The organism is Streptomyces flavalbus, assembly GCF_042674625.1.
GTDB lineage: Bacteria > Actinomycetota > Actinomycetes > Streptomycetales > Streptomycetaceae > Streptomyces > Streptomyces flavalbus.
The window spans coordinates 4,773,210-4,793,827 of the sequence record NZ_JBHTEB010000001.1 but is presented as its reverse complement, the minus strand read 5'-3'; the positions used below and the strand labels follow the sequence as shown (position 1 = coordinate 4,793,827).

Annotated in this window: 20 protein-coding genes; 6 read left to right on the top strand and 14 right to left on the bottom strand. The window is 73.0% G+C overall.

The window, feature by feature from the left end; translation table 11 throughout:
* The first annotated feature begins 92 nt into the window (after window positions 1–92).
* Window positions 93–1,265 carry a class I SAM-dependent methyltransferase gene (locus ACFQZ6_RS21760; RefSeq protein WP_381618521.1) on the top strand — a complete coding sequence of 391 codons (1,173 nt, stop codon included), beginning with the start codon at window positions 93–95 and terminating at the stop codon, window positions 1,263–1,265.
* Here ACFQZ6_RS21760 and ACFQZ6_RS21755 read toward each other — a convergent pair.
* From ACFQZ6_RS21755 to ACFQZ6_RS21735, 5 genes are all read right to left on the bottom strand, one after another.
* Window positions 1,262–2,458, bottom strand: coding sequence for an RNA polymerase sigma factor (locus ACFQZ6_RS21755; protein ID WP_381618518.1), 1,197 nt, complete (start codon window positions 2,456–2,458; stop codon window positions 1,262–1,264). The two genes, ACFQZ6_RS21760 and ACFQZ6_RS21755, sit on opposite strands and share 4 nt — an antisense overlap.
* Window positions 2,459–2,533: 75 nt before the next feature.
* Window positions 2,534–2,887 carry a YciI family protein gene (locus ACFQZ6_RS21750; RefSeq protein WP_381611593.1) on the bottom strand — a complete coding sequence of 118 codons (354 nt, stop codon included), beginning with the start codon at window positions 2,885–2,887 and terminating at the stop codon, window positions 2,534–2,536.
* Window positions 2,888–2,995: 108 nt separating this feature from the next.
* Window positions 2,996–4,069, bottom strand: coding sequence for an LCP family protein (locus tag ACFQZ6_RS21745; protein WP_381611591.1), 1,074 nt, complete (start codon window positions 4,067–4,069; stop codon window positions 2,996–2,998).
* 84 nt (window positions 4,070–4,153) lie between these two features.
* Window positions 4,154–5,506 carry an endo-1,4-beta-xylanase gene (locus ACFQZ6_RS21740; protein ID WP_381611589.1) on the bottom strand — a complete coding sequence of 451 codons (1,353 nt, stop codon included), beginning with the start codon at window positions 5,504–5,506 and terminating at the stop codon, window positions 4,154–4,156.
* Window positions 5,507–5,626: 120 nt separating this feature from the next.
* On the bottom strand, window positions 5,627–6,679 hold the full coding sequence (locus tag ACFQZ6_RS21735; RefSeq protein WP_381611587.1) for a LacI family DNA-binding transcriptional regulator: 1,053 nt from the start codon (window positions 6,677–6,679) through the stop codon (window positions 5,627–5,629).
* A 212-nt stretch (window positions 6,680–6,891) separates the two neighbouring features.
* Here ACFQZ6_RS21735 and ACFQZ6_RS21730 point away from each other — a divergent pair, with 212 nt between their 5' ends.
* From ACFQZ6_RS21730 to ACFQZ6_RS21715, 4 genes are read left to right on the top strand one after another with little or no spacing between them, the layout of a single operon-like run.
* Window positions 6,892–8,256 (top strand): ABC transporter substrate-binding protein, encoded by a 1,365-nt coding sequence (locus ACFQZ6_RS21730; RefSeq protein WP_381611585.1) that lies wholly within the window; start codon window positions 6,892–6,894, stop codon window positions 8,254–8,256.
* Complete coding sequence (locus ACFQZ6_RS21725) at window positions 8,253–9,152, top strand: carbohydrate ABC transporter permease (protein WP_381611583.1); 900 nt, start codon at window positions 8,253–8,255, stop codon at window positions 9,150–9,152. The genes ACFQZ6_RS21730 and ACFQZ6_RS21725 overlap by 4 nt, the downstream gene beginning before the upstream one ends.
* Before the next feature lie 4 nt (window positions 9,153–9,156).
* The gene (locus ACFQZ6_RS21720; protein WP_381611581.1) at window positions 9,157–10,062 is read left to right on the top strand and encodes a carbohydrate ABC transporter permease; all 906 of its coding nucleotides are present in this window, start codon (window positions 9,157–9,159) and stop codon (window positions 10,060–10,062) included.
* 54 nt (window positions 10,063–10,116) lie between these two features.
* Complete coding sequence (locus tag ACFQZ6_RS21715) at window positions 10,117–12,426, top strand: beta-xylosidase/alpha-l-arabinosidase (protein ID WP_381611579.1); 2,310 nt, start codon at window positions 10,117–10,119, stop codon at window positions 12,424–12,426.
* A 67-nt stretch (window positions 12,427–12,493) separates the two neighbouring features.
* Here ACFQZ6_RS21715 and ACFQZ6_RS21710 read toward each other — a convergent pair whose 3' ends face one another.
* The 5 genes from ACFQZ6_RS21710 to tsaB form a co-directional block, all read right to left on the bottom strand.
* Window positions 12,494–13,717 (bottom strand): FAD-dependent oxidoreductase, encoded by a 1,224-nt coding sequence (locus ACFQZ6_RS21710; RefSeq protein ID WP_381611578.1) that lies wholly within the window; start codon window positions 13,715–13,717, stop codon window positions 12,494–12,496.
* A 147-nt stretch (window positions 13,718–13,864) separates the two neighbouring features.
* Window positions 13,865–14,131 (bottom strand): hypothetical protein, encoded by a 267-nt coding sequence (locus ACFQZ6_RS21705; protein ID WP_381611576.1) that lies wholly within the window; start codon window positions 14,129–14,131, stop codon window positions 13,865–13,867.
* Window positions 14,128–15,213, bottom strand: a complete 1,086-nt coding sequence (gene tsaD / locus ACFQZ6_RS21700) for a tRNA (adenosine(37)-N6)-threonylcarbamoyltransferase complex transferase subunit TsaD (RefSeq protein ID WP_381611574.1) — start codon at window positions 15,211–15,213, stop codon at window positions 14,128–14,130. The genes ACFQZ6_RS21705 and tsaD overlap by 4 nt, the downstream gene beginning before the upstream one ends.
* Window positions 15,206–15,700, bottom strand: a complete 495-nt coding sequence (gene rimI / locus ACFQZ6_RS21695; protein ID WP_381618515.1) for a ribosomal protein S18-alanine N-acetyltransferase — start codon at window positions 15,698–15,700, stop codon at window positions 15,206–15,208. The genes tsaD and rimI overlap by 8 nt, the downstream gene beginning before the upstream one ends.
* Before the next feature lie 35 nt (window positions 15,701–15,735).
* Window positions 15,736–16,389 carry a tRNA (adenosine(37)-N6)-threonylcarbamoyltransferase complex dimerization subunit type 1 TsaB gene (tsaB, locus tag ACFQZ6_RS21690; protein WP_381611572.1) on the bottom strand — a complete coding sequence of 218 codons (654 nt, stop codon included), beginning with the start codon at window positions 16,387–16,389 and terminating at the stop codon, window positions 15,736–15,738.
* Between the two features lie 141 nt (window positions 16,390–16,530).
* On the opposite strand from tsaB, the gene ACFQZ6_RS21685 reads away from it, so the two are divergent.
* On the top strand, window positions 16,531–17,085 hold the full coding sequence (locus ACFQZ6_RS21685) for a hypothetical protein (protein WP_381611570.1): 555 nt from the start codon (window positions 16,531–16,533) through the stop codon (window positions 17,083–17,085).
* Window positions 17,086–17,103: 18 nt separating this feature from the next.
* On the opposite strand, the gene ACFQZ6_RS21680 is transcribed toward ACFQZ6_RS21685, so the two are convergent.
* The 4 genes from ACFQZ6_RS21680 to alr all read right to left on the bottom strand — a co-directional run bounded on the left by ACFQZ6_RS21680 (window position 17,104) and on the right by alr (window position 20,525).
* Window positions 17,104–17,283, bottom strand: coding sequence for a hypothetical protein (locus ACFQZ6_RS21680; RefSeq protein ID WP_381611568.1), 180 nt, complete (start codon window positions 17,281–17,283; stop codon window positions 17,104–17,106).
* Window positions 17,284–17,427: 144 nt separating this feature from the next.
* The gene (gene tsaE / locus ACFQZ6_RS21675) at window positions 17,428–17,964 is read right to left on the bottom strand and encodes a tRNA (adenosine(37)-N6)-threonylcarbamoyltransferase complex ATPase subunit type 1 TsaE (RefSeq protein ID WP_381611566.1); all 537 of its coding nucleotides are present in this window, start codon (window positions 17,962–17,964) and stop codon (window positions 17,428–17,430) included.
* Window positions 17,930–19,186, bottom strand: coding sequence for an alpha/beta fold hydrolase (locus tag ACFQZ6_RS21670; protein WP_381611564.1), 1,257 nt, complete (start codon window positions 19,184–19,186; stop codon window positions 17,930–17,932). Before ACFQZ6_RS21670 ends, tsaE begins: the two co-directional genes overlap by 35 nt.
* Window positions 19,187–19,340: 154 nt before the next feature.
* Window positions 19,341–20,525 (bottom strand): alanine racemase, encoded by a 1,185-nt coding sequence (gene alr / locus ACFQZ6_RS21665; RefSeq protein WP_381611563.1) that lies wholly within the window; start codon window positions 20,523–20,525, stop codon window positions 19,341–19,343.
* Window positions 20,526–20,618: the final 93 nt, after the last annotated feature.

The following is a 20,618-nucleotide window of genomic DNA, read 5'->3' as shown; positions in this document are numbered from 1 at the left end:
CCCCGACGACACCGCCGCCCCACCCGCACCATCCACCGACTGGCCGACAGCGCGGACCACGGACCGAAGACAATGAAGCCGTGAACGAACCGCTGAACGACCCCCTCGCCGCCCTCCGCACCCCCGAGGGCCTGGCCCTCCTCGACGCGGTGCGCGGCACCGATCCCGCCCAGGAGCTGGCCGTCGCCACCCGGCTGCGCCGTGAGCACCCCGCCGAGCTGGTGTCGGCGGCGCTGGGGCAGGCGCGGCTGCGGCAGCGGGCGGTGGCGAAGTTCGGGGCGGAGGACGCGCCGCGGATGTTCTTCACGCCCAACGGCGTGGAGCAGTCGACGCGGGCGAGCGTGGCGGCGTACCGGGCGCGGCGGCTGACGGAGCTGGGCGTGACGTCGGTGGCGGACCTGTGCTGCGGGATCGGCGGGGACGCGATCGCGATGGCCCGCGCCGGTATCCGGGTACTGGCCGTGGACCGGGACCCGGTGACGGTGGCGGCGGCGCGGGCCAACGCGGAGGCGCTCGGGCTCGCCGGTCTGATCGAGGTGCGGCAGGCGGACGTCACGGAGGTGGAGGTGGCGTCGTACGACGCCGTGTTCGTCGATCCGGCGCGCCGGGGCGGGCGGGGGCGCGTGTTCGACCCGGAGGCGTACTCCCCGCCGCTGTCGTGGGCCGTGCGCGCCGCCGCGCGGGCCCCGCGCGCCGCGCTGAAGGTGGCGCCGGGCATCCCGCACGAGGCGGTGCCGCCGGAGGCCGAGGCGGAGTGGGTCTCGGACGGCGGGGACGTGAAGGAGGCGGTGCTGTGGTTCGGGACGGAGCCGGGCGCCGTCCGCGCGACCCTGCTGCCCGGTCCGCGCACGCTCGTCGGCCGCGGGCTGCCCGATCCGGACGTGCGGCCGGTGGGCCGGTACCTGTACGAGCCGGACGGCGCCGTCATCCGCGCGCACCTGGTCGCCGAGGTGGCCGAGGAGCTGGACGGCGGGCTGCTCGACGCGACGATCGCGTACGTCACCACCGACACCGTCCGCCCGACGCCGTACGCCGCCGGGTACGAGATCACCGACCACCTGCCCTTCAACGTCAAGAAGCTGAAGGCGCTGCTGCGGGAGCGGGAGGTCGGCACGCTGACCGTGAAGAAGCGCGGGTCGGCGGTGGAGCCGGAGGAGTTGCGGCGGAAGGTCAGGCCGCGGGGGCCGAACGCGGCGACCGTGTTCCTGACCCGGGTCGCCGGGGCCCCCGCGATGCTCGTCGGCCAGCCGCTGACGGCCGCTTAGAGCTCCTCCGCCCGGCGCGTCAGCAGCTCCCGTTCCCGCGCGTTCCGCGTGAGCGCCGCCGCGCGGGTGAACTCCGCCCGCGCCTCCGCCGTACGCCCGAGGCGCAGCAGCAGGTCGCCGCGGACGCTGGGCAGGAGGTGGTAGTCGCGCAGGGCGGGGGCGGCGGCGAGGGCGTCCACGCACTCCAGCGCCGGTTCCGGGCCCTCGGCCATGGAGACGGCCACCGCCCGGTTCAGCTCGACGACGGGTGACGGGGCGCGGGCGGCGAGCATGGCGTACAGGGTGGCGATCCTGGCCCAGTCGGTGTCGTCGTAGGACGGGGCGTGGGCGTGGCAGGCGGCGATGGCGGCCTGGAGGGCGTACGGGCCGAGGGGACCGCCGGTGGTGGCGTGGGTGAGGGCGGTGACGCCGCGGGCGATGAGCAGGCGGTTCCAGCGTGCCCGGTTCTGGTCCTTGAGCAGGACGGGGGCGCCGTCGGGACCGGTGCGGGCGGCCATCCGGGACGCCTGGAACTCCAGCAGGGCGGCGAGCCCGTGCACCTCGGGCTCCTTCGGCATCAGCCCGGCGAGTTGCCGGGCGAGCCGCAGGGCGTCCTCGCAGAGCGCCGGGCGCAGCAGGTCGTCGCCCTCGGTGGCGGCGTACCCCTCGTTGAAGATCAGGTAGATGACGTCGAGCACGGAGCCGAGGCGGGCCTCGCGGTCGGGGCCGTACGGCACCTCGAAGGCGACGTTCTTGCGGGCGAGGGTGCGTTTGGCGCGGACGACGCGCTGGGCGACCGTCGGCTCGGGCACCAGGTAGGCCCGTGCGATCTCGGCCGTGCTGAGACCGCCGAGCAGCCGCAGCGTGAGCGCGCAGCGGGCCTCGGCGGAGAGCACCGGGTGGCAGGCGGTGAAGACGAGCCGGAGCAGGTCGTCGTCGATGTCGTCGGGGTCGGCGGGCTCCGGGGGCGGGGCGGTGGTGGTGAGGTCGCGGCCGATCTCGGCGAGCTTGCGGGCGTAGTTCTCCCGGCGCCGGACCAGGTCGACGGCGCGGTGCCGGGCGGTGGCGGTGAGCCAGGCGCCGGGGTTGTCGGGGACCCCGTCGCGGGGCCACCGCTCCAGGGCGGCGACGAGGGCGTCCTGGGCGAGTTCCTCGGCGATGCCGACGTCCCGGACGGTCCGGGTGACGGCGGCGACGATCCGCGGGAACTCCATGCGGAAGACGGTCTCGGCGGTGGTACGGGCGTCGGCGGTGGGCTGTGGTCGCACAGCCCACCATCACACACCGGCTCAGCCCTCGACGACCTCGCGCACCTCGCAGAAGAGCCGGAACTCGTCCTCGTGGATCCTCAGGAACCGCTTGGTCCACTCGATGGCCTCGGCCTTGTCCTTGCACTGCATCATCGCGTAGCCGCCGACGACCTCCTTGGTCTCGGTGAACGGCCCGTCGGTGACGGAGGCCCGCTCGCCGTCCCAGTGCACGCGGGTGCCCTGCGCGGTCGGCGTCAGTCCGGCGGTGTCGAGCAGCACCCCGGCCTTGGTCATCTCCTCCAGCAACTCCCCCATCCGCTGCATCAGCGCGTCGCTGGGGCCGTCGGCGGAGGCGTTCTCGTCGATCGTCACGAGCGACAGGAAGCGGGGCATGGTGACTCCTCGGGTCGGTGGCGGCGGGGTCTCTCCCCGCCTCTCACCCTTGCGTCGATCGGGGGGCGCCCGGATCGACACGGCACCGGGAAATCTCCCAGGTTTTCTTCAGCGCAGCGACTCCCAGAGCTGTCCGGCCTCCGGTTCGTCGGCCACGACGCGGTTGCGGTCCCAGGCCGCCGGGACGACCGGCATGGTCACCGTGGTGACGTTCTCCGCCCGCAGGCCGCGCAGGCTCTCCCCCAGCCCGATCAGCTCGCCGAGGGAGTCGAGGCCGGTGTCGGTGGTCAGGTTGCCGGTGACCGTGTCGGCGACCCGGTAGAGACCGGCCGGGTCGGTGAGCAGGCTGGTGGCGGAGATCTGGGTCAGCAGGGCCGTGACCAGTTGCTGCTGGAGCGCGATGCGGCCGAGGTCGCTGCCGTCCCCGACGCCGTGCCGGGTGCGGGCGAGCGCGAGGGCCTGTTCGCCGTCGAGGTGGTGGGTGCCCGCCTCCAGGGTGAGGTGGCTGTCCTCGTCGTCGATGTCCTCCTCGGTGGTGACGGTGACCCCGCCGAGGGCGTCGACCAGCTTCGCGAACCCGGCGAAGTCCAGCTCGACGTAGTGGTCCATGCGGACGCCGGTGAGCGTCTCGACGGTCTTGACCGCGCACACCGGCCCGCCCACCGCGTAGGCGGAGTTGAACATCGCGTTCTGCTGCTCGTAGGTCTCGCCGCCGTCCTGAAGCGGGCAGGACGGGCGGGTGACGAGGGTGTCGCGCGGGATGCTGACGACGGTCGCCGCGGTGCGTCCGGCGTCCAGGTGGACGACCATCGCGGTGTCGGAGCGGGCGCCGCCCTCGGGGCCGCCGCCGAGTTCCTGGTTCTCCGCGCCGGTGCGCGAGTCCGAGCCGAGGACCAGGATGTTCAGGGAGCCGGTGGGCACCGGGGAGGCGGAGGCGGTCCCGGCGTCGGTCGGGGTGGTCACGGCGCGCGGCGGACGGTCGTCGCCGAGGGCGTTGTTGATGTCGACGCTGGTGATGTTGTCGTTGAGGTGCCAGTAGACCCAGCCCGCCGCCCCGGCCCCCAGCACCAGCGCTCCGGCGAGGGTGAGGCCGACGACCTTCAGCAAGGTCGGCCGTCGGCCCACTGGTCTCACGTCGTCGCTGTTCCCGTTCTCGTCACGTCCCGCCACACGGAGGAACATAAGTCCGAATTATTACGAGCGGGAACGTGAGGCCGTCCTTTCTTGGGAAAATCTCAGATTCCGGTGACTTTCCGGCGCCCCTGGTCAGCCCAGGGTCACCACGGGCACCGGATTGCTGCCGCTCCAGGTGCCGTTGAAGCCGAACGTCACCGAACCGCCGCGCGGCACCGTGCCGTTGTAGGAGGCGTTGGTACAGGTGACCGCCGCGCCCGACTGGGTGCAGGTGGCGTTCCAGGACTGGGTGATCCGCTGGCCCGCGCCGTAGGTCCAGGTCGCCCGCCACGCCGACAGGGCGGTGTCCACGCAGTCGATGCGCACCTCGCCGGTGAAGCCGGTGTTCCACTGGTTGACGACGCGGTAGGTCGCGGCGCAGCCCTCGCCGGGCGGTTCGGTGGTGCCGCCGAGGGACGCGGCGATCGCGTGGTACGCCGGTTTCGGCGCGTAGTTCTCGTCGTACGGGGTGGCCGCGCCGTAGCCCTCGAAGAAGTCCGGGATCCAGGAGTCGGAGTCGGTGAAGCCCCACACGGTGACGCCGGTGCAGCGGTCGACGGCGACGCAGGCGTCCATGACGGCCCGGTAGTCGGCGGCCTGCTGGGCCAGCTTGGCGTCGGTCGCCGGGAGCTGCATCCGGATGTCCAGCTCGGTGATGGCGACGTCCACGCCGAGGTCCGCGAAGCGCTGGATGTTCTGCTGGAAGGTGCCGGGGACCTGGCCGAGGATGAGGTGCGCCTGGAGGCCGACGCCGTCGATCGGGACGCCGCGCTCCTTCAGGGACCTGACCAGGTTGTACAGGGCGGTGGACTTCGCGTTGACGCCCTCGACGTTGTAGTCGTTGATGTAGAGCTTGGCGCCGGGGTCGGCGGCGCGGGCCCGGGTGAGCGCCTCGGCGATGTAGTCCTGGCCGAGGGCGTCGGACCAGATGGTCTGCCGGTAGGTGCCGTCCTCGTTGAAGGGCTCGTTGACCACGTCCCAGGCGGTGACCCGGCCCCGGTAGCGGGTGACCTCGGTGTCGATGTGGTCCATGAGCAGGGTGCGCAACTGTGCGGGCGTGAAGCCGCCGTTGGTGAGCCAGCCCGGGTTCTGGCTGTGCCAGACCAGGGTGTGGCCGCGCACCCGCTGGCCGTGGGCCTCCGCGAAGTCGACGATCTGGTCCGCCTCGGCCCAGTTGAAGGAGCCGCGGCTGGGCTCGACCGACTCCCACTTCATGGCGTTGCCGGGGGTGAGCCAGTTGAACTCGCGGGCGGCGACCTCGGCGTACGTGCCGTTCAGCTTGCCCCCGGTGACCGCGGTGCCGATGGCCCTGCCCTTGGCGGCGGCGAGGTCGCGCAGGGGGGTGTCGGCGGCGTGCGCCGCGGGGGCGGCGAGGAGTAACGCGCCGACCGTGGCGACGCCGGTGAGCAGCGCGGTGAGGGAGAAGCCTGGTCTCAGGGATCTCATGCGGGTGCCTCCGAAATTTTCGGCTGTAAAACCGATTGACTTCGGTGGAGTGTTGGCGTCCCCGCCCCCTCCGTCAATACGGCGACTTCCGGCCAGCGCCCTCCCGGACTCCTCGACGCGTCAGAACGGCGGCGCCCCCGAACTGCTGCGCACCACCAGGCTGGTCGCCAGCTCCACCCGGGTCGCGGCGGGTGTCGCGTCGTCGCCGCGGCCGAGTTCGAGGACCAGCCGGGCCGCCGCCTCGGCCATCTCCGTCAGCGGCTGCCGTACGGTCGTCAGCGGCGGGCCCACCCAGCGGGCCACCGGCAGGTCGTCGAAGCCGACCACGCTCACGTCCTCCGGGATGCGCAGCCCCAGTTCGCGCGCCGCCTCGTACAGCCCGAGCGCCTGGAGGTCGTTCCCGGCGAAGATCGCGGTCGGCCGGTCGTCGCGGCGCAGCAACTGCAGCCCCAGCCGGTAGCCGGAGTCGTGGTGGAAGTCGCCCGGCCTGATCAGGTCGGGGTCGACCGGCAGCCCCGCGGTCTCCAGGGCGGCCCGGTAGCCGTCGATGCGGGCCCGGCTGCACATCATCCTGGACGGCCCGGTGATCGCCCCGATCCGGGTGTGGCCCAGCTCGACCAGGTGCCGGGTGGCGGCGAGGCCGCCCTGCCAGTTGGTGGCGCCGATGGACGGCACGTCGGTGCCGGGGTCGCCCGCCGGGTCCATCACCACGAACGGGATGGAACGGCTGGTCAGCAGCGCCCGCTGGGACTCGTCCAGCTCGGACAGGACCAGGATCACCCCGTGCGGGCGGCGGGCCGCGACCTGGTCGGCCCAGGTCCGGCCGGGGGTGAGCCGCCCCGCGCTCTCGGAGAGCACCACGCTCAGCCCCGCGTCCCTGGCGACGTTCTCCACACCCCGGATGACCTCCAGCGCCCAGGCGCTCTCCATCTCGTGGAAGACCAGGTCGAGCAGGGGCGAGCGGGTCGCCTCGGCCCGGCGCCGCCGGTAGCCGTGGGTGCGCAGCAGTTCCTCGACCCGGGTGCGGGTCGCCGGGGCGACGTCAGCACGGCCGTTGAGGACCTTCGAAACAGTCGGCGCGGATACACCGGCCTCACGGGCGATCTCCGCGAGGGTCGCGGTCTGCGTGGACCGTCCTGTCGTCTGGGTTTGAGCGCGTTCCGGGGCAGTCATGCTGGCGATCGTATCTCTGCACGCCCTCTTGACGGACCCCCTGGAGCGCCATAGGTTCCCCAAAACATTCGGAACGCCACTCGAAACATTCGCGTGACGGACGCGTATCACGTGCCGAAACCAGTGTCGCAGCACGTGCCGCGTGTCCGCACGCACCGGTGGCCCCGGATCAACGCTCATCCACATGCTCGACATTCGCGAGAGGTGCGGTCATGGAGTCCACAAGAGGGCAGTCCAACGGCGGGCGGCCCGGCGGCGCAGGCCAGGACAGCCGGACGTTCAGCAGGCGCTGGGTCCTGGGGGCCGGCGCGACCACGTTGCTCGGCGCCGGTCTGACCGCCTGCGGATCCGGCGACAGCTCCGGTGGCGGCGGCGGCACCCTCACCGCGTTCGTCTACGGTGACGACGCGGTGAAGGTGCAGCAGGCGGCCGTGGACCGGTTCAACAAGTCGGCCGCGGCCAAGAAGGCGGGCGGCAAGATCAAGCTGGAGCGCATCCCGGGCTCCGACTACTCGCCCAAGCTGCGCACCGCCATGGGCTCGCCCAGCGCCCCCGACCTGTTCTTCAACTGGGGCGGCGGCTCCATCAAGCCGTACAAGGAAGCCAACAAGATCGTCGACCTCACCGAGATCATCGAGGACGACAAGACCCTCAAGGACGGCTTCCTGCCCTCCGTGCTCTCCGCGGGCGACCTCGACGGCCGCCACTACGGCATCCCGATGCGCGGTATGCAGCCGGTGATCCTGTTCTACAACAAGGCCGTCTTCGAGGAGCACAAGCTCCAGCCGCCCACCACCTGGGACCAGCTCCTCGACAACAACGCCAAGCTGAAGAAGGCGGGCATCACCCCCTTCGCGCTCGGCGGCTCCGACACCTGGCCCGAGCTGATGTGGCTGGAGTACCTCGTCGACCGCATCGGCGGCGAGCAGGTCTTCCGGCGCATCCAGAACGGCGACTTCGAGGGCTGGGGCGACCCGGCGATCCTGAAGGCCGCCGAACTGGTCAAGGAACTCGTCGACGACGGCGCCTTCGGCTCCAAGTTCACCTCGGTGTCCTACGTCAACGGCGGCGCCCCCGCGGTCTTCGCCAAGGGCAAGGCCGCCATGCACCTGATGGGCTCCTGGGAGTACTCCACCCAGCTCGGCAAGTTCCCGGACTTCGCCAAGAAGAACCTGGGCTGGGCCACCTTCCCCAGCGTCGAGGGCGGCACCGGCGACATCAGCAACGTCGTCGGCAACCCCACCAACTACTGGTCCATCCACAGCCGCGCCCGCAACAAGGACGCCGCGATCGCCTTCCTCAAGGAGTGCGCCTCCCAGCAGTACGCCAAGGACCTGGTCGCCAACGGTGACGTGCCGACCACCTCCAACGCGGCGCTGCTGCTGAACAACGCGCCCAACCCGGAGTTCGCCAAGTTCCAGTACGAGATGGTCGAGAAGGCCACCGCGTTCACCCTCTCCTGGGACCAGGCGCTCGGCGACGAGCTGGGCACCAAGATGCACACCGAGATCAGCAAGCTGTTCGCGGGGAAGTCCTCCCCGCAGCAGTTCGTGGATGCCTGCAAGGGGCTGAAGTGAGCACTACGGTCCCTGAGAAGACCGCACGGACCGGCAGGTCAGGCAGGACCCGGGTGGGGCGTCCACACGCCGCCTGGGCCCTGCCCGCCGTCCTGTTCTTCGCGTTCTTCGCGATCGTCCCGATGGCGCTGGCCTTCTACCTGTCCTTCACCAAGTGGGACGGCCTCACCGACCCGCAGCCCGTCGGCTTCGACAACTGGCAGCGACTCCTGGACGACCCGCGCCTGACGCAGTCCCTGTGGCTGACGGTCCTGCTGACCGTCACGAGCTGGCTGTTCCAGACCGTCGTCGCCCTGCTGCTCGGCGTCTGGGCGGCGGGCCCGCAGCGCAACCGGGCGATCCTGTCCGCGATCTACTTCACGCCGCTGCTGCTGTCGTCCACCGCCATCGCCATCCTGTTCTACGCCCTGCTTGACCCGAACTTCGGCATCATCCAGAAGGACACCCTCGGCTCCACCAGCGGCGCCTTCCTCGCGATCGTGTTCGTCGGCGGCTGGCAGTTCATGCCGCTGCACACGCTGATCTACCAGGGCGGCGCCCGCCAGATCCCCGCCGTGCTCTACCAGGCGGCGGCCATCGACGGCGCCGGCCGCTACCGGCAGTTCTTCTCGATCACCCTGCCGCAGCTCCGCCACACCATCACCACGTCCTCGGTGCTGATCATCGTCGGCTCGCTGACGTACTTCGAGACCGTCCTGATCCTGACCAAGGGCGGCCCCGGCACCGACACCGCGATCCTGCCGTACCTGATGTACGAGGCGGGCTTCCGCAACTACGACTTCGGCTACGCCAGCGCCATCGCGTCCTTCCTGGTCCTGGTGGCCACCGGCCTGTCCCTGCTGCTGGTCCGGCTGACCGGCTTCGGCCGTATGCGCAGCACCCGCGAAGGGATGTGACGTCATGTCGCACGACACACTGCCGCGCCCCGCCAAGACCCGTGGAACCCCGCCCAAGCACATGAACAGCGCGCACCGCCGCCGACGCCACTGGACCAAGCGCGCCAACCCGGTCGCGGGCCTCGGCTCGCTGGTCTGGCTGGTGATCGTCCTGGTCCCGATCTACGCCATGCTGTCGGCGTCCCTGACCCGCCAGGAAGACGCCCTCACCGGCAACCCGCTCAAGCCCCCGAGCAACCCCACCCTCGACAACTACAACACCGTTCTCGAGAGCGACTTCGCCCACCTGCTCACCAACACCGCGATCGCCGCGGTGTCCGTCGTCGCCATCGTCCTCGGCCTGTCCATCCCGCTGGCCTACGTCGCCGTCCGCACCCGCAACCGCTGGTCGGGCACCGCCTTCCGGGTCTTCCTGCTCGGCGTGGCCATCCCCGCCCAGGCGGTCGTCGTCCCGCTGTACCTGATCATCTCCGAACTCGGCCTCTACGACAGCCTGCTCGCCGTCATCCTCCCGACGGCGGCCTTCGCCATGCCCGTCTCGGTGCTGGTGCTCGTCGGCACCCTGCGCGACATCTCCGAGGAGATGTACGAGGCCATGGCCCTCGACGGCGCCTCACCCCTGCGGATGCTGTTCCAGCTCACGATCCCGCTGGCCAAGGGCGGCATCAGCACCGTCGTCATCTACTCCGCGCTCCAGGCATGGAACAACTTCCTGTTCCCGTTGATCTTCACCCAGTCCGACGGCCCGCGCGTGCTCACGCTCGGCATCTTCAACTACGTCAGCCAGTTCGGCGTGAACATCCCGGCGCTGCTCGCCTCGGTCATCCTCTCCGGCATCCCGATCTTCGCCGTCTACCTGGTGGCCCGCCGTGCCCTGGTCAGCGGCCTGATGGGGGTGGGCGGCAAATAGGACCCGGCACCCGCACCCCGCCCTCTGACGACGCCTTTTAACGACTGGAGTTCCATGACCACCGCCCCTTGGCGCGACCCCGCCCTGCCCGCCGCCGCCCGCGTCGAAGACCTCCTCTCCAGAATGACCCTGGAGGAGAAGACCGCCCAGCTTTACGGGGTGTGGGTGGGCGCCGCCACGGACGGCGACGGAGTCGCCCCCCACCAGCACGACATGACCCTCGACTTCGACTGGGACGACCTGATCACCCGCGGCCTCGGCCAGCTCACCCGCCCCTTCGGCACCGCCCCCGTCGACCCGGCGACCGGCGCCCAGGCCCTCGCCACCGCCCAGCGCCGGATCAGCGAGGCGGGCCGCTTCGGCATCCCCGCGCTCGCGCACGAGGAGTGCCTCGCCGGGTTCACCGCCTGGCAGGCCACCGCCTACCCGGTGCCGCTCGCCTGGGGCGCCACCTTCGACCCCGCCCTCATCGAGGAGATGGCCCGGCACATCGGCCGCGACCTGCGCTCCGTCGGCGTCCACCAGGGCCTCGCCCCGGTCCTGGACGTCGTACGCGACCTGCGCTGGGGCCGTGTCGAGGAGACCATCGGCGAGGACCCGTACCTGGTCGGGACGGTCGGCGCCGCCTACGTCCGGGGCCTGGAGTCGACCGGGATCATCGCCACCCTGAAGCACTTCGCCGGGTACGCCGCCTCCGCGGGCGCCCGCAACCTCGCGCCCGTGCGCGCGGGCGTGCGCGAGTTCGCCGACGTCACCCTGCCGCCGTTCGAGTTCGCCCTGCGCGAGGGCGGCGCCCGCTCGGTGATGGCCGCCTACAACGAGACCGACGGCGTGCCCGCCTCCGCGGACACCTACCTGCTCACCGAACTCCTGCGGGACGCGTGGGGCTTCACCGGCACCGTCGTCTCCGACTACTTCGGCGTCGGCTTCCTCGAGACCCTGCACCGCGTCGCGGGCACCCCCGCCGAGGCGGCGCACGTGGCCCTCGAAGCGGGCATCGACGTGGAACTGCCCAGCCCGAAGTGCTACGGCGACGCGCTGGTCGAGGCGGTCCGCGCGGGCGCGGTCCCCGAGGACCTCATCGACCGGGCGGTCCGCCGCGTCCTGGTCCAGAAGTGCGAGCTGGGCCTCCTCGACGAGGACTGGCGGCCCGAGCCCACCGGGAGCATCGACCTCGACTCGGCCGCCAACCGCGCCCTCGCCCGCCGTATCGCCGAGGAGTCGGTCATCCTCCTCGACAACCCGGACGGTGTGCTGCCGCTGGCCCCGGACACCCGGATCGCCGTCATCGGCCCCCGCGCCGCCGACCCGCTGGCCATGCTCGGCTGCTACTCCTTCCCCTCCCACGTCGGCACCCACCACCCCGACAAGCCGATGGGCATAGCCATCCCCACCGTCATCGAGGCGCTGCGCGGCGAACTGCCCGACGCCAAGGTGACCTTCGCGGAGGGCTGCGGCGTCGCCGACCCCGACACCTCCCGCATCGAGGAGGCGGTCGCACGGGCCGCGGAGGCCGACGTGTGCGTGGCCGTCCTCGGTGACCAGGCGGGCCTCTTCGGCCGCGGCACCTCCGGCGAGGGCTGCGACGCCGCCGACCTGCGGCTGCCCGGCGCCCAGGGCGAACTCCTCGACGCCCTCGTCGCCACCGGCGTCCCGGTGGTGCTGGTGCTGCTCACCGGCCGCCCCTACGCCCTCGGCCGCTGGCACGGCAGGCTCGCCGCCGCCGTCCAGGCGTTCTTCCCCGGCGAGGAGGGCGGCCCCGCCGTCGCGGGCGTCCTCTCCGGCCGCGTCACCCCCTCCGGCCGCCTCCCCGTCAGCGTCCCGCGCGACCCCGGCGGCCAGCCCTGGACCTACCTCCAGCCCCCGCTCGGCCTCGCGGGCGAGGTCAGCAACCTCGACCCGACGCCGCTGTACCCGTTCGGCCACGGCCGCTCGTACACGACGTTCGAGTGGACGGAGTTCGGCGGCTCCCCGCAGACCGAGATCGGCACGGACGGCTCGTACGACATCGGTGTCAACGTCACCAACACCGGTGACCGGGAGGCCGCCGAGGTCGTCCAGCTCTACCTGCACGACCCGGTGGCCAGCGTCACCCGCCCCGACGTCCGGCTGGTCGGCTACCGGCGGGTGCGCCTCGCCCCCGGCGAGAAGGCCCGCGTGACCTTCCGGTTCCACACCGACCTGTCCGCCTTCGCGGACCGCACCGGCCGCCGGATCGTCGAGCCCGGCGCCCTGGAACTGCGCCTCGCCGCCTCCAGCACCGACGTACGGCACACCGCGCACCTGACGCTGACCGGACCGCGCCGCGAGGTGGGCACGGACCGGCACCTGCTGTGCGAGACGGAGGTGACGCCCGGGGCGTGAACCCGACCCCGGACGGCCCGGCTCAGCCCGGGTCGGCTCAGCGCGGGTCGGCTCAGCCCGGGTCGGCTCAGCTCGGGTCGGCCGAGGAGGCGTCGGCCTCCTGCCGCTCCCGGTACTCCTCCAGCACGTTGAACACCGGCACCAGTCCCGTCGCCCGCACATCCACGCTGAACAGCCGCATCGCGGCCTCGCGGGCGGCGGGACTGCTCCGCAACTGCTCCCACAGCAGCCGACGCACCCCCACCGTCTCCGGCTTGCGGGCCGTCAGCGCCTCGAAGAAGTGCCGCGCCGCGTACTCGATGCCCGCCGAGTCCTCCGGCCGGGCCCGGTCGTAGCCGTTGGCCCGCCCGTACTTGGCCAGGCACAGCGCGTCCCCGACGCCCATGGTGAAGTCGATGCCGAGCAGCGGGTGCTGGTGGCCGACCGCGTCGCCGACCATCGCGATCCGGCCGTGCTCGTAGGTGTGCCGCAGCCGGATGCCCTCCCCCGACCAGGTGATCCGCTCCGGCTCGCTGGCCACCCGCAGCAGCGGGTCGTGCAGCTCCGGCGGCAGCATCGGCACGTAGTGCTTCTCCACGTACGCCCGCACGTCGTCGTCCGGGGGCCGCTCCTCGGGCAGGTCCAGGGCGATCCCGAGCAGGTCCCGGCCCATCGCGTGGACGCGGGCGCAGCGCCCCCGCTCGTCGGTGATCACCCGGGCCTGCTCGTAGCCGGTCAGCCCGGTGCCCTCCAGCATCACGGAGGCGGTGTGCGAGGTGACGGCCTGCCCCACCTCGCCGTACAGCCGGTGGCGCACGGCCGACCAGCGGCCGTCGGCGCCGACCAGCAGATCGGCGCGGAACTGGGTGTCGGACGTGCCGCGCGTGGTGTGGACCGAGCCGTCGAGCTCCACGCTGAGCACCTGGACGCCGTAGAGCATCTCGACCCCGTCCCGCTCCATCAGGCTCTCCCGCATCGCCTCGACGAGGTCCGGGTACGGCGTGACCAGGGGCTGGGCGTCGGGAGGGAACCGCAGCTCGACGGGGTCACCGCCGCCGTGCTCGTAGAGGGTGACGCCGGTGCCGCGCACGGACCGCCCGGGAGGCAGCTCGACCCCCCAGCGGTCCAGCAGCTCCACCGCCGGGGGAAAGACCATCTCCGCCGTCGGCCGGGGCGTCGGCGGGTCGAAGGCGTCGACCATCAGGACCGTCCAGCCCTGGTCGGCGAAGGCGTGCGCGGTGGCGCAGCCGACCGGCCCGGCACCAGCGATGAACACGTCCGCGTGGTCCAGGGACACATGGTCATCGTCCATCTCGGCCCCGTCCGTAGGGAACTACGCCCCGGCGCTACACCGACCGGGGCCTGCCGGGCAGGTACGGTACGCCGCTCCCACGGACGGCGGCGCCTCTCAGCCCCGTACGGCTGAAGTACCGGCGGACCAGCTTGACCTGACCGGGCGTCAGCGTGTAGGGCCCTCGGCCACCGACTCGAACCGCCACCGGTGCACCGGTCGGCTCACCAGCTCACCGTCCGGCTCCGGGAGTTCCGGCAGCTCGGCGTCGTAGGGCGCGTCCCACCAGGTGATGACGAGGACCCGGTCCTGCGGGGCGCGGAAGGTCTCCCGGCGCAGCGGCTCCCCGGCCAGCTCCCGCGCGCGGGCCCAGTCGAGCAGGTCCGCGCCCCGGCCGGGCACCGCCCGCGCCTCCCACATCAGGGCGACGGTCACGAGTACAGGTTCTCCTTGCTCACCTCGTGCACGTGGTCGTGCCCCGGCACGTGCGGGTCGGTCACCGGCAGCGAGGAGTCCGCCGACAGGTCCCAGGCGGAGGCGGCCCGGTTGCGGGCGACCATCTCGGCGCCGAGCGCGGCGACCATCGCGCCGTTGTCCGTGCACAGCTTGGGCCGCGGCACCCGCAGCCGGATGCCCGCCGCCTCGCACCGCTCCTGCGCCAGCGCCCGCAGCCGCGAGTTGGCGGCCACGCCGCCGCCGATCATCAGGTGGTCGACGCCCTCGTCCTTGCAGGCCCGTACGGCCTTGCGGGTGAGCACGTCGACGACCGCCTCCTGGAAGGACGCCGCCACGTCCCGCACCGGCACCTCCTCCCCGGCCGCCCGCTTGGCCTCGATCCAGCGGGCCACGGCCGTCTTCAGCCCGGAGAAGGAGAAGTCGTACGCCGGGTCGCGCGGCCCGGTCAGCCCGCGCGGGAACGCGATCGCCGCCGGGTCGCCCTCGCGCGCGTACCGGTCGATGACCGGGCCGCCCGGGAAGCCCAGGTTCAGCACCCGGGCGATCTTGTCGAACGCCTCGCCCGCCGCGTCGTCGATGGTGGCGCCCATGGGCCGCACGTCGGAGGTGATGTCGGAGGACAGCAGCAGCGACGAGTGCCCGCCGCTGACCAGCAGCGCCATCGTCGGCTCGGGCAGCGGGCCGTGCTCCAGTTGGTCGACGCAGATGTGCGAGGCGAGGTGGTTGACGCCGTACAGCGGCTTGCCCAGCGCGTACGCGTACGCCTTCGCCGCCGACACGCCGACCAGCAGCGCACCGGCGAGCCCGGGCCCCGCGGTCACCGCGATGCCGTCGAGGTCCTTCGCGCTGACCCCGGCGTCCTTCAGCGCGCGCTCGATGGTGGGGACCATCGCCTCCAGGTGCGCCCGGGAGGCGACCTCGGGGACGACGCCGCCGAAGCGGGCGTGCTCGTCGACGCTGGAGGCGACGGCGTCGGCGAGCAGGGTGGTGCCGCGGACGACACCGACGCCGGTCTCGTCGCAGGAGGTCTCGATCCCCAGGACCAGGGGTTCGTCAGCCATGGGTGTCGGTTCCTTCGGAGTCAGGGGGCGTGACGGGTACGGAGGTGGCGGGGTCGGTGAGCCGCATGACCAGGGCGTCCACGTTGCCCGGCTGGTAGTAGCCGCGCCGCTGGCCGATGACCTCGAAGCCGAACCGCTCGTACAGCCGCCGCGCGGGCGCGTTGTCGACCCGGCACTCCAGCATCACCTCGGCGCACTCGAAGGCCGTCGCCGCCCGCAGCAGCTCGGTCAGCAGCCGGGAGCCGAGGCCGGTGCCCCAGCGGTCCCGGGCGACGGCGATCGTCTGCACGTCGGCCAGCTCACCGGCGGCGGCGAGCCCGGCGTACCCGACGAGCCGGTCGCCCTCGGTCGCCACCAGGTACCGCCGGGTCGCGCCCGGCCCGCGCGCGTGGGCCAGCTCGGACCAGAACATCCCCCGCGACCAGGCGTCCTCGGGGAACAGGTCCCGCTCCAGTTCGAGCACCGGGCCGATGTCCCACCAGCGCATCTCACGCAGCAGCACGGGAGTCGTCTCGGGCGCGGTCACTTGGGCGTGACCACCTTGTAGTTCTTGGGCACCTGGGCGTCGGGCCGCCGCAGGTACAGCGGCCGGGGCGGCGCCAGCTCCGCCCCCGCGGCCAGCCGCTCCGCCGCCAGCCGGGCCAGCGCCGCGGCGGAGACGTGCTCGGGCTCGTGGACCTGCGGGAACGTGTCGGGGTAGAGCAGCGCGCCCGCGCCGACCGCGGGCAGTCCCGCGACCCGCTCGGCGATGTCGGCGGGCCGGTCCACGGCCGGGTCGGTGAGCCGGGTGCGCGAGTCGGCGTAGCGCGCCCAGTACACCTCCTTGCGCCGGGCGTCGGTGGCCACGACGAACGGGCCGGGCAGATCGGCGGCGTACGCCAGTCCGTCCAGCGTGCACACGCCGTGCACCGGCACCCCGAGCGCCAGCCCGAAGGTGTCGGCGGTCATCAGCCCGACCCGCAGCCCGGTGTACGGGCCGGGACCGGTGCCCACGACGATCGCGGTGACGGCGTCCAGTCGGTGCCCCGCCTCCCGCAGCACACGGTCGACGGTCGGCAGCAGCAGCTCACCGTGACGGCGTGCGTCGACCTGACCGGCGGAGGCGAGGACGTCCGTGCCGTCGTGCAGGGCGACGGTCACGGCGGGGGTGGCGGTATCCAGAGCGAGCAAGAGCACGCGAACAGCCTACGGCTCCCGCGCCGCGCGCACGGCCGCCCGGGTCGGGGCCGCGGTCGCTGCTACGGTCGCCGCAGGCGGCAGCCGGACATACGGCTCCTTACGATGACATACGGTGACACGGCGTAGAGGTGGGCGAGGGTGGCAAGCAGCAGCGCGGGGATCGTGGCCGGGCTCACCGCGGCGGCCCTCGGCACGGTCGGGTACCTCACCTACCAGGCGTCCGCCAACGTCCCCCTCGAACTCACCCGCCCGCGGGCGGCGGCGTCCCTGGCGGCGCTGGCCTCCAAGGCCCCCCGCGACGCCCGGCACCCCACGGCGCTGCCCGCCCACTCCGGCACGGGCGAACGCGTCGTGTACTCCCTCGACGACGACCGGGTCTGGCTCGTCGAGGACGACGGTCGGGTGCGGCGCACCTTCAGGGTCGCCCCCGGCACGGTCGATCCGGCGCCGGGCCCCTACACCGTCTCCTCCCGCTCGGGCCGGATCACCGGCTCCGACGGCGTGCCCGTGGAGCACGTCGTCCGCTTCGCCACCGTGGACGGCGTGACGGTCGGCTTCAGCGCCGCCGTGCCGGGCGCGACCCCGGCACCCGGCGTGAGCACGCGCACGGGCGGCATCCGGGAGACCCGGGCGGACGGCGACGCGATGTGGGAGTTCGCGACGGTGGGGCGCAGGGTGATCGTGGTCCCGTAGCCCCCGGCGGGAGCTGGATCAGGCGGCTTCGCGCGCCCGCTGGACCGGCGCCGAGCCGCCGTACGGCTCCGGGTCGCGGGGCGGCCGGGAGACGAGGTCGGCGGCGGCGCAGGACGCCAGCAGATCGCGCATGGACACGCCGTCGGGGAAGCCGGGCACCGTGCCGCGCGGGGCCTCGTCTCGTTCGCTGACCGTCATGGGGCGCCTCCTGAAGTGCGGGGGCGGATGCGGTTAGGTATACCTAACCAACGCGGGATACCATCTGAACACGCCGAAGCCACCCCGCGCAACAAGGTCCCGACAACATGTCGGAAACGCGGGGTGTGACGGTGAACCCTGAGGTCAGGCTGTCAGCACGCTGAGGTCGGCCCCGGCCCAGCGCGCCCCGATCCCGGTGAGCGTCACCCGGCGCACCTCGTCGGTGGTGTCCCCGACGGCCCGGTGGATGGCGAGGTGCAGCCGGTCGTCCGTCAGCTCCTCGACCTTGCCCTCGCCCCACTCGACCACGATCACCGAGTCGGGCAGCGAGACGTCGAGGTCCAGGTCCTCCATCTCGTCGAGCCCTCCGGAGAGCCGGTAGGCGTCGACGTGGACGAGCGGCGGCCCGTCCCCGAGGGACGGGTGGACCCGGGCGATCACGAAGGTCGGCGAGGTGACGGCCCCCCGGACGCCGAGCCCCTCACCGAGCCCGCGCGTCAGGGTCGTCTTGCCCGCGCCCAGTTCCCCGCTGAGCATCACGAGGTCACCGGCGCGCAGCAGCTTGGCGAGCCGACGGCCCAGGTCCCGCATCTGCTCGGGCGAGGTGACGACCAGTTCAGTCCCCCCGGGTCCGCCCGTGGGTCCGTCAGCCGGGTTGTGCGGTGCTGCTGGTGCTTCCATAGCCACTTACGGTAGCCCCTGCGGGCACGGCACCCACGCGGGTGAGCAGGTCCGCGAGCCGGTCGGTGACCACTTCCGGGTGCTCCAGCATCACCAGGTGCCCCGCGTCCGGTACGAGGACCAGCTCGGCGTCCGGCAACAGGTCCGCGATGGCCTCACTGTGCTCACTGGGCGTCACCAGGTCCTGCACCCCGGCCAGCACCAGCACCGGTATGTCGGCGAAGTGCACCAGCGCCTCGGTCTTGTCGTGCTCCGTGAACGCCGGGTAGAACTCCGCGACGACGTCGATCGGCGTCCCCTCGATCATCCGCTCGGCGAACCGCTCCACCGCCGGGTCGATGTCCCGGGCGGCGAACGAGTACCGCTTGATGATCCCGGCGAACAGGTCGGCGGTCGCCCGCCGCCCCTTCTCCACCAGCTCGGCCCGCTGCCCCAGCGCCTTCAGCACGCCCGGCAGCACCCGCCGCACCGCGTTCACCCCGGCGACCGGCAGCCCGAAGTTGACCTCGCCGAGCCGCCCCGACGACGACCCCACCAACGCGACCCCGACGACCCGCTCCCGCACCAGCTCGGGGTACTGGGCCGCCAGCGCCATGATCGTCATGCCGCCCATGGAGTGCCCGACCAGCACGAGCGGCCCCTCCGGCGCGGCCACGTCGAGCACGGCCTTCAGGTCCTGCCCGAGCTGGTCGATGCTGACCGGCCGCCCGTCCTGGATCTGTGCCACGCCGCGCCCGGACCGCCCGTGACTGCGCTGGTCCCAGTGCACCGTCCGGACGACACCGCGCAGCGCGGCCCGCTGGAAGTGCCAGGAGTCCTGGCTGAGGCAGTACCCGTGGCAGAACACGACGGTCACCGGGGCGGGCGCCTTGCGGCCGAACAGCCGACGCCTGCGGGGCGCGAGCTGCGCCTCCGGGTCCACGTCGTCCACCTCGAAGTACAGCTCGGTGCCGTCGTCGGCGTACGCCTTGCCCGGCAGCCCGCGCAGGGCGCCGTACGGACCGGCGGAGTCCAGCGCGAGGCGGGCCTTCTGCCGCATCCCGCGCCCGACGGTGAGCCGCTCGATCGCGACGCCCGCCGCCGCACCGGCCGCCAGCACGCCTATCGCGGTGCCCGCGATGCCGGTCGCCCTGCGCCAGCTCCCCGCGGCGGCCCCCGTGGCGGAGGCGACGGCCGCGGCAGCCGCGTCCGCGACGACGCCCTCCGCACTGCTCTCGCTCACGTACCGCTCCTCTTCGCCGTACCCGTCCGCCGACCTTGCCGCGCTGCCCGTGCCGTGTCGTGCCGTTCCGTGTCGTGCCCTCTGCGAGTTACCCGTCCGGCGGCTCGCTCACGTGCCCGGGGCACTCACCGGGACGTTTCACCCACCTGGCTGATCAGCTCCCCGCCCCGCTCGCCACCTCGTTCACATGGACGCGGGGAACGCGCGTTCCGATGCGGGTGACGATCTCATACGCGATGGTCCCGGCCGCCTGCGCCCAGTCCTCGGCGGTGGGCTCCCCGCGGTCGCCGGGCCCGAACAGCACCGCTTCCGCACCCACGGCGGGCTCGTCGCCGCCCAGGTCGACGACGAACTGGTCCATCGCGATCCGCCCGGCGACCGTCCGCCACTTCCCGCCGACCAGCACGGGCCCGGCCCCGGAGGCGTGCCGCGGTATCCCGTCGGCGTACCCCAGCGGCACGAGCCCGAGGGTCGTCTCACCCGGCGTCGTGTAGTGGTGCCCGTAGCTCACGCCGTGGCCCGCCGGTACGTGCTTCACCAGGGCCAGCGAGGCGGACAGGGTCATCACCGGCCGCAGTCCGAAGTCGGCCGGGACGCCGACCTCGGGGCTGGGCGAGATGCCGTAGAGCGCGATCCCCGTCCGGACGAGGTCGAAGTGGGACTCGGGCAGGGTCAGGGTGGCGGGCGAGTTGGCGATGTGCCGCACCTCGGGCCGCACGCCCTGCCGCTCGGCGTACCCGACCAGCTCCCGGAACGCGCCGAGCTGCGCGGCGATGGAGGGGTGCCCCGGCTCGTCGGCGCAGGCGAAGTGCGACCAGAGCCCGGTGACGCGGACGAGCCCGGCGCGCTCGGCGTCCAGGGCGGCGCCGACCAGCTCCGCCCAGTCTCCCGGCTGGCAGCCGTTGCGCCCGAGCCCGGTGTCGGCCTTGAGCTGCACCCGCGCGGGCCGCCCGGCGGCCCGCGCGGCGTCGCTGACCTCCCGCAACGCCCACATCCCGCTCACGGACACGTCGAGGTCGGCGTCGATGGCCTCCCGCCAGGGCCCGCCCGGCGTCCACAGCCAGCACATGATCCGCACGCCGTCGGGCAGCCCGCCCTTGGCCCGCAGGACCAGCGCCTCCTCGGGCGTGGCCGTCCCCAGCCAGCTCGCGCCCGCCGCGACGGCCTCGCGCGCGCAGCGCAGGGCACCGTGCCCGTACGCGTCCGACTTCACCACGGCCATCAGCGCGGCCCCCGGAGCCCGCTCCCGCAGGGCACGCACGTTCGCCCGCAGCGCGGCCAGGTCGATCTCGGCGCGGGCGCGCAGCGGGGCGGTCGGCAGAAGTGCTGTCTCAGTCATCGCGCCCAGTCTCTCAGAGGGCACTGACACGAGGTCCCGCGTGCCGGGCGGGAGGGGGCCTGTGCACGGCGACCACATCCCGGCGCCGCCGCG

What these genes read in the sequence shown, in the direction of transcription:
- ACFQZ6_RS21755 (WP_381618518.1), bottom strand. Translation starts at nt 2,458, where the DNA reads ATGGAGTTCCCGCGGATCGTCGCCGCCGTCACCCGGACCGTCCGGGAC.
- ACFQZ6_RS21750 (WP_381611593.1), bottom strand. Translation starts at nt 2,887, where the DNA reads ATGCCCCGCTTCCTGTCGCTCGTGACGATCGACGAGAACGCCTCCGCC.
- ACFQZ6_RS21745 (WP_381611591.1), bottom strand. Translation starts at nt 4,069, where the DNA reads ATGTTCCTCCGTGTGGCGGGACGTGACGAGAACGGGAACAGCGACGAC.
- ACFQZ6_RS21740 (WP_381611589.1), bottom strand. Translation starts at nt 5,506, where the DNA reads ATGAGATCCCTGAGACCAGGCTTCTCCCTCACCGCGCTGCTCACCGGC.
- ACFQZ6_RS21735 (WP_381611587.1), bottom strand. Translation starts at nt 6,679, where the DNA reads ATGACTGCCCCGGAACGCGCTCAAACCCAGACGACAGGACGGTCCACG.
- ACFQZ6_RS21730 (WP_381611585.1), top strand. Translation starts at nt 6,892, where the DNA reads ATGGAGTCCACAAGAGGGCAGTCCAACGGCGGGCGGCCCGGCGGCGCA.
- ACFQZ6_RS21720 (WP_381611581.1), top strand. Translation starts at nt 9,157, where the DNA reads ATGTCGCACGACACACTGCCGCGCCCCGCCAAGACCCGTGGAACCCCG.
- ACFQZ6_RS21715 (WP_381611579.1), top strand. Translation starts at nt 10,117, where the DNA reads ATGACCACCGCCCCTTGGCGCGACCCCGCCCTGCCCGCCGCCGCCCGC.
- ACFQZ6_RS21710 (WP_381611578.1), bottom strand. Translation starts at nt 13,717, where the DNA reads ATGGACGATGACCATGTGTCCCTGGACCACGCGGACGTGTTCATCGCT.
- tsaD (WP_381611574.1), bottom strand. Translation starts at nt 15,213, where the DNA reads ATGGCTGACGAACCCCTGGTCCTGGGGATCGAGACCTCCTGCGACGAG.
- rimI (WP_381618515.1), bottom strand. Translation starts at nt 15,700, where the DNA reads ATGCGCTGGTGGGACATCGGCCCGGTGCTCGAACTGGAGCGGGACCTG.
- ACFQZ6_RS21680 (WP_381611568.1), bottom strand. Translation starts at nt 17,283, where the DNA reads ATGACGGTCAGCGAACGAGACGAGGCCCCGCGCGGCACGGTGCCCGGC.
- tsaE (WP_381611566.1), bottom strand. Translation starts at nt 17,964, where the DNA reads ATGGAAGCACCAGCAGCACCGCACAACCCGGCTGACGGACCCACGGGC.
- alr (WP_381611563.1), bottom strand. Translation starts at nt 20,525, where the DNA reads ATGACTGAGACAGCACTTCTGCCGACCGCCCCGCTGCGCGCCCGCGCC.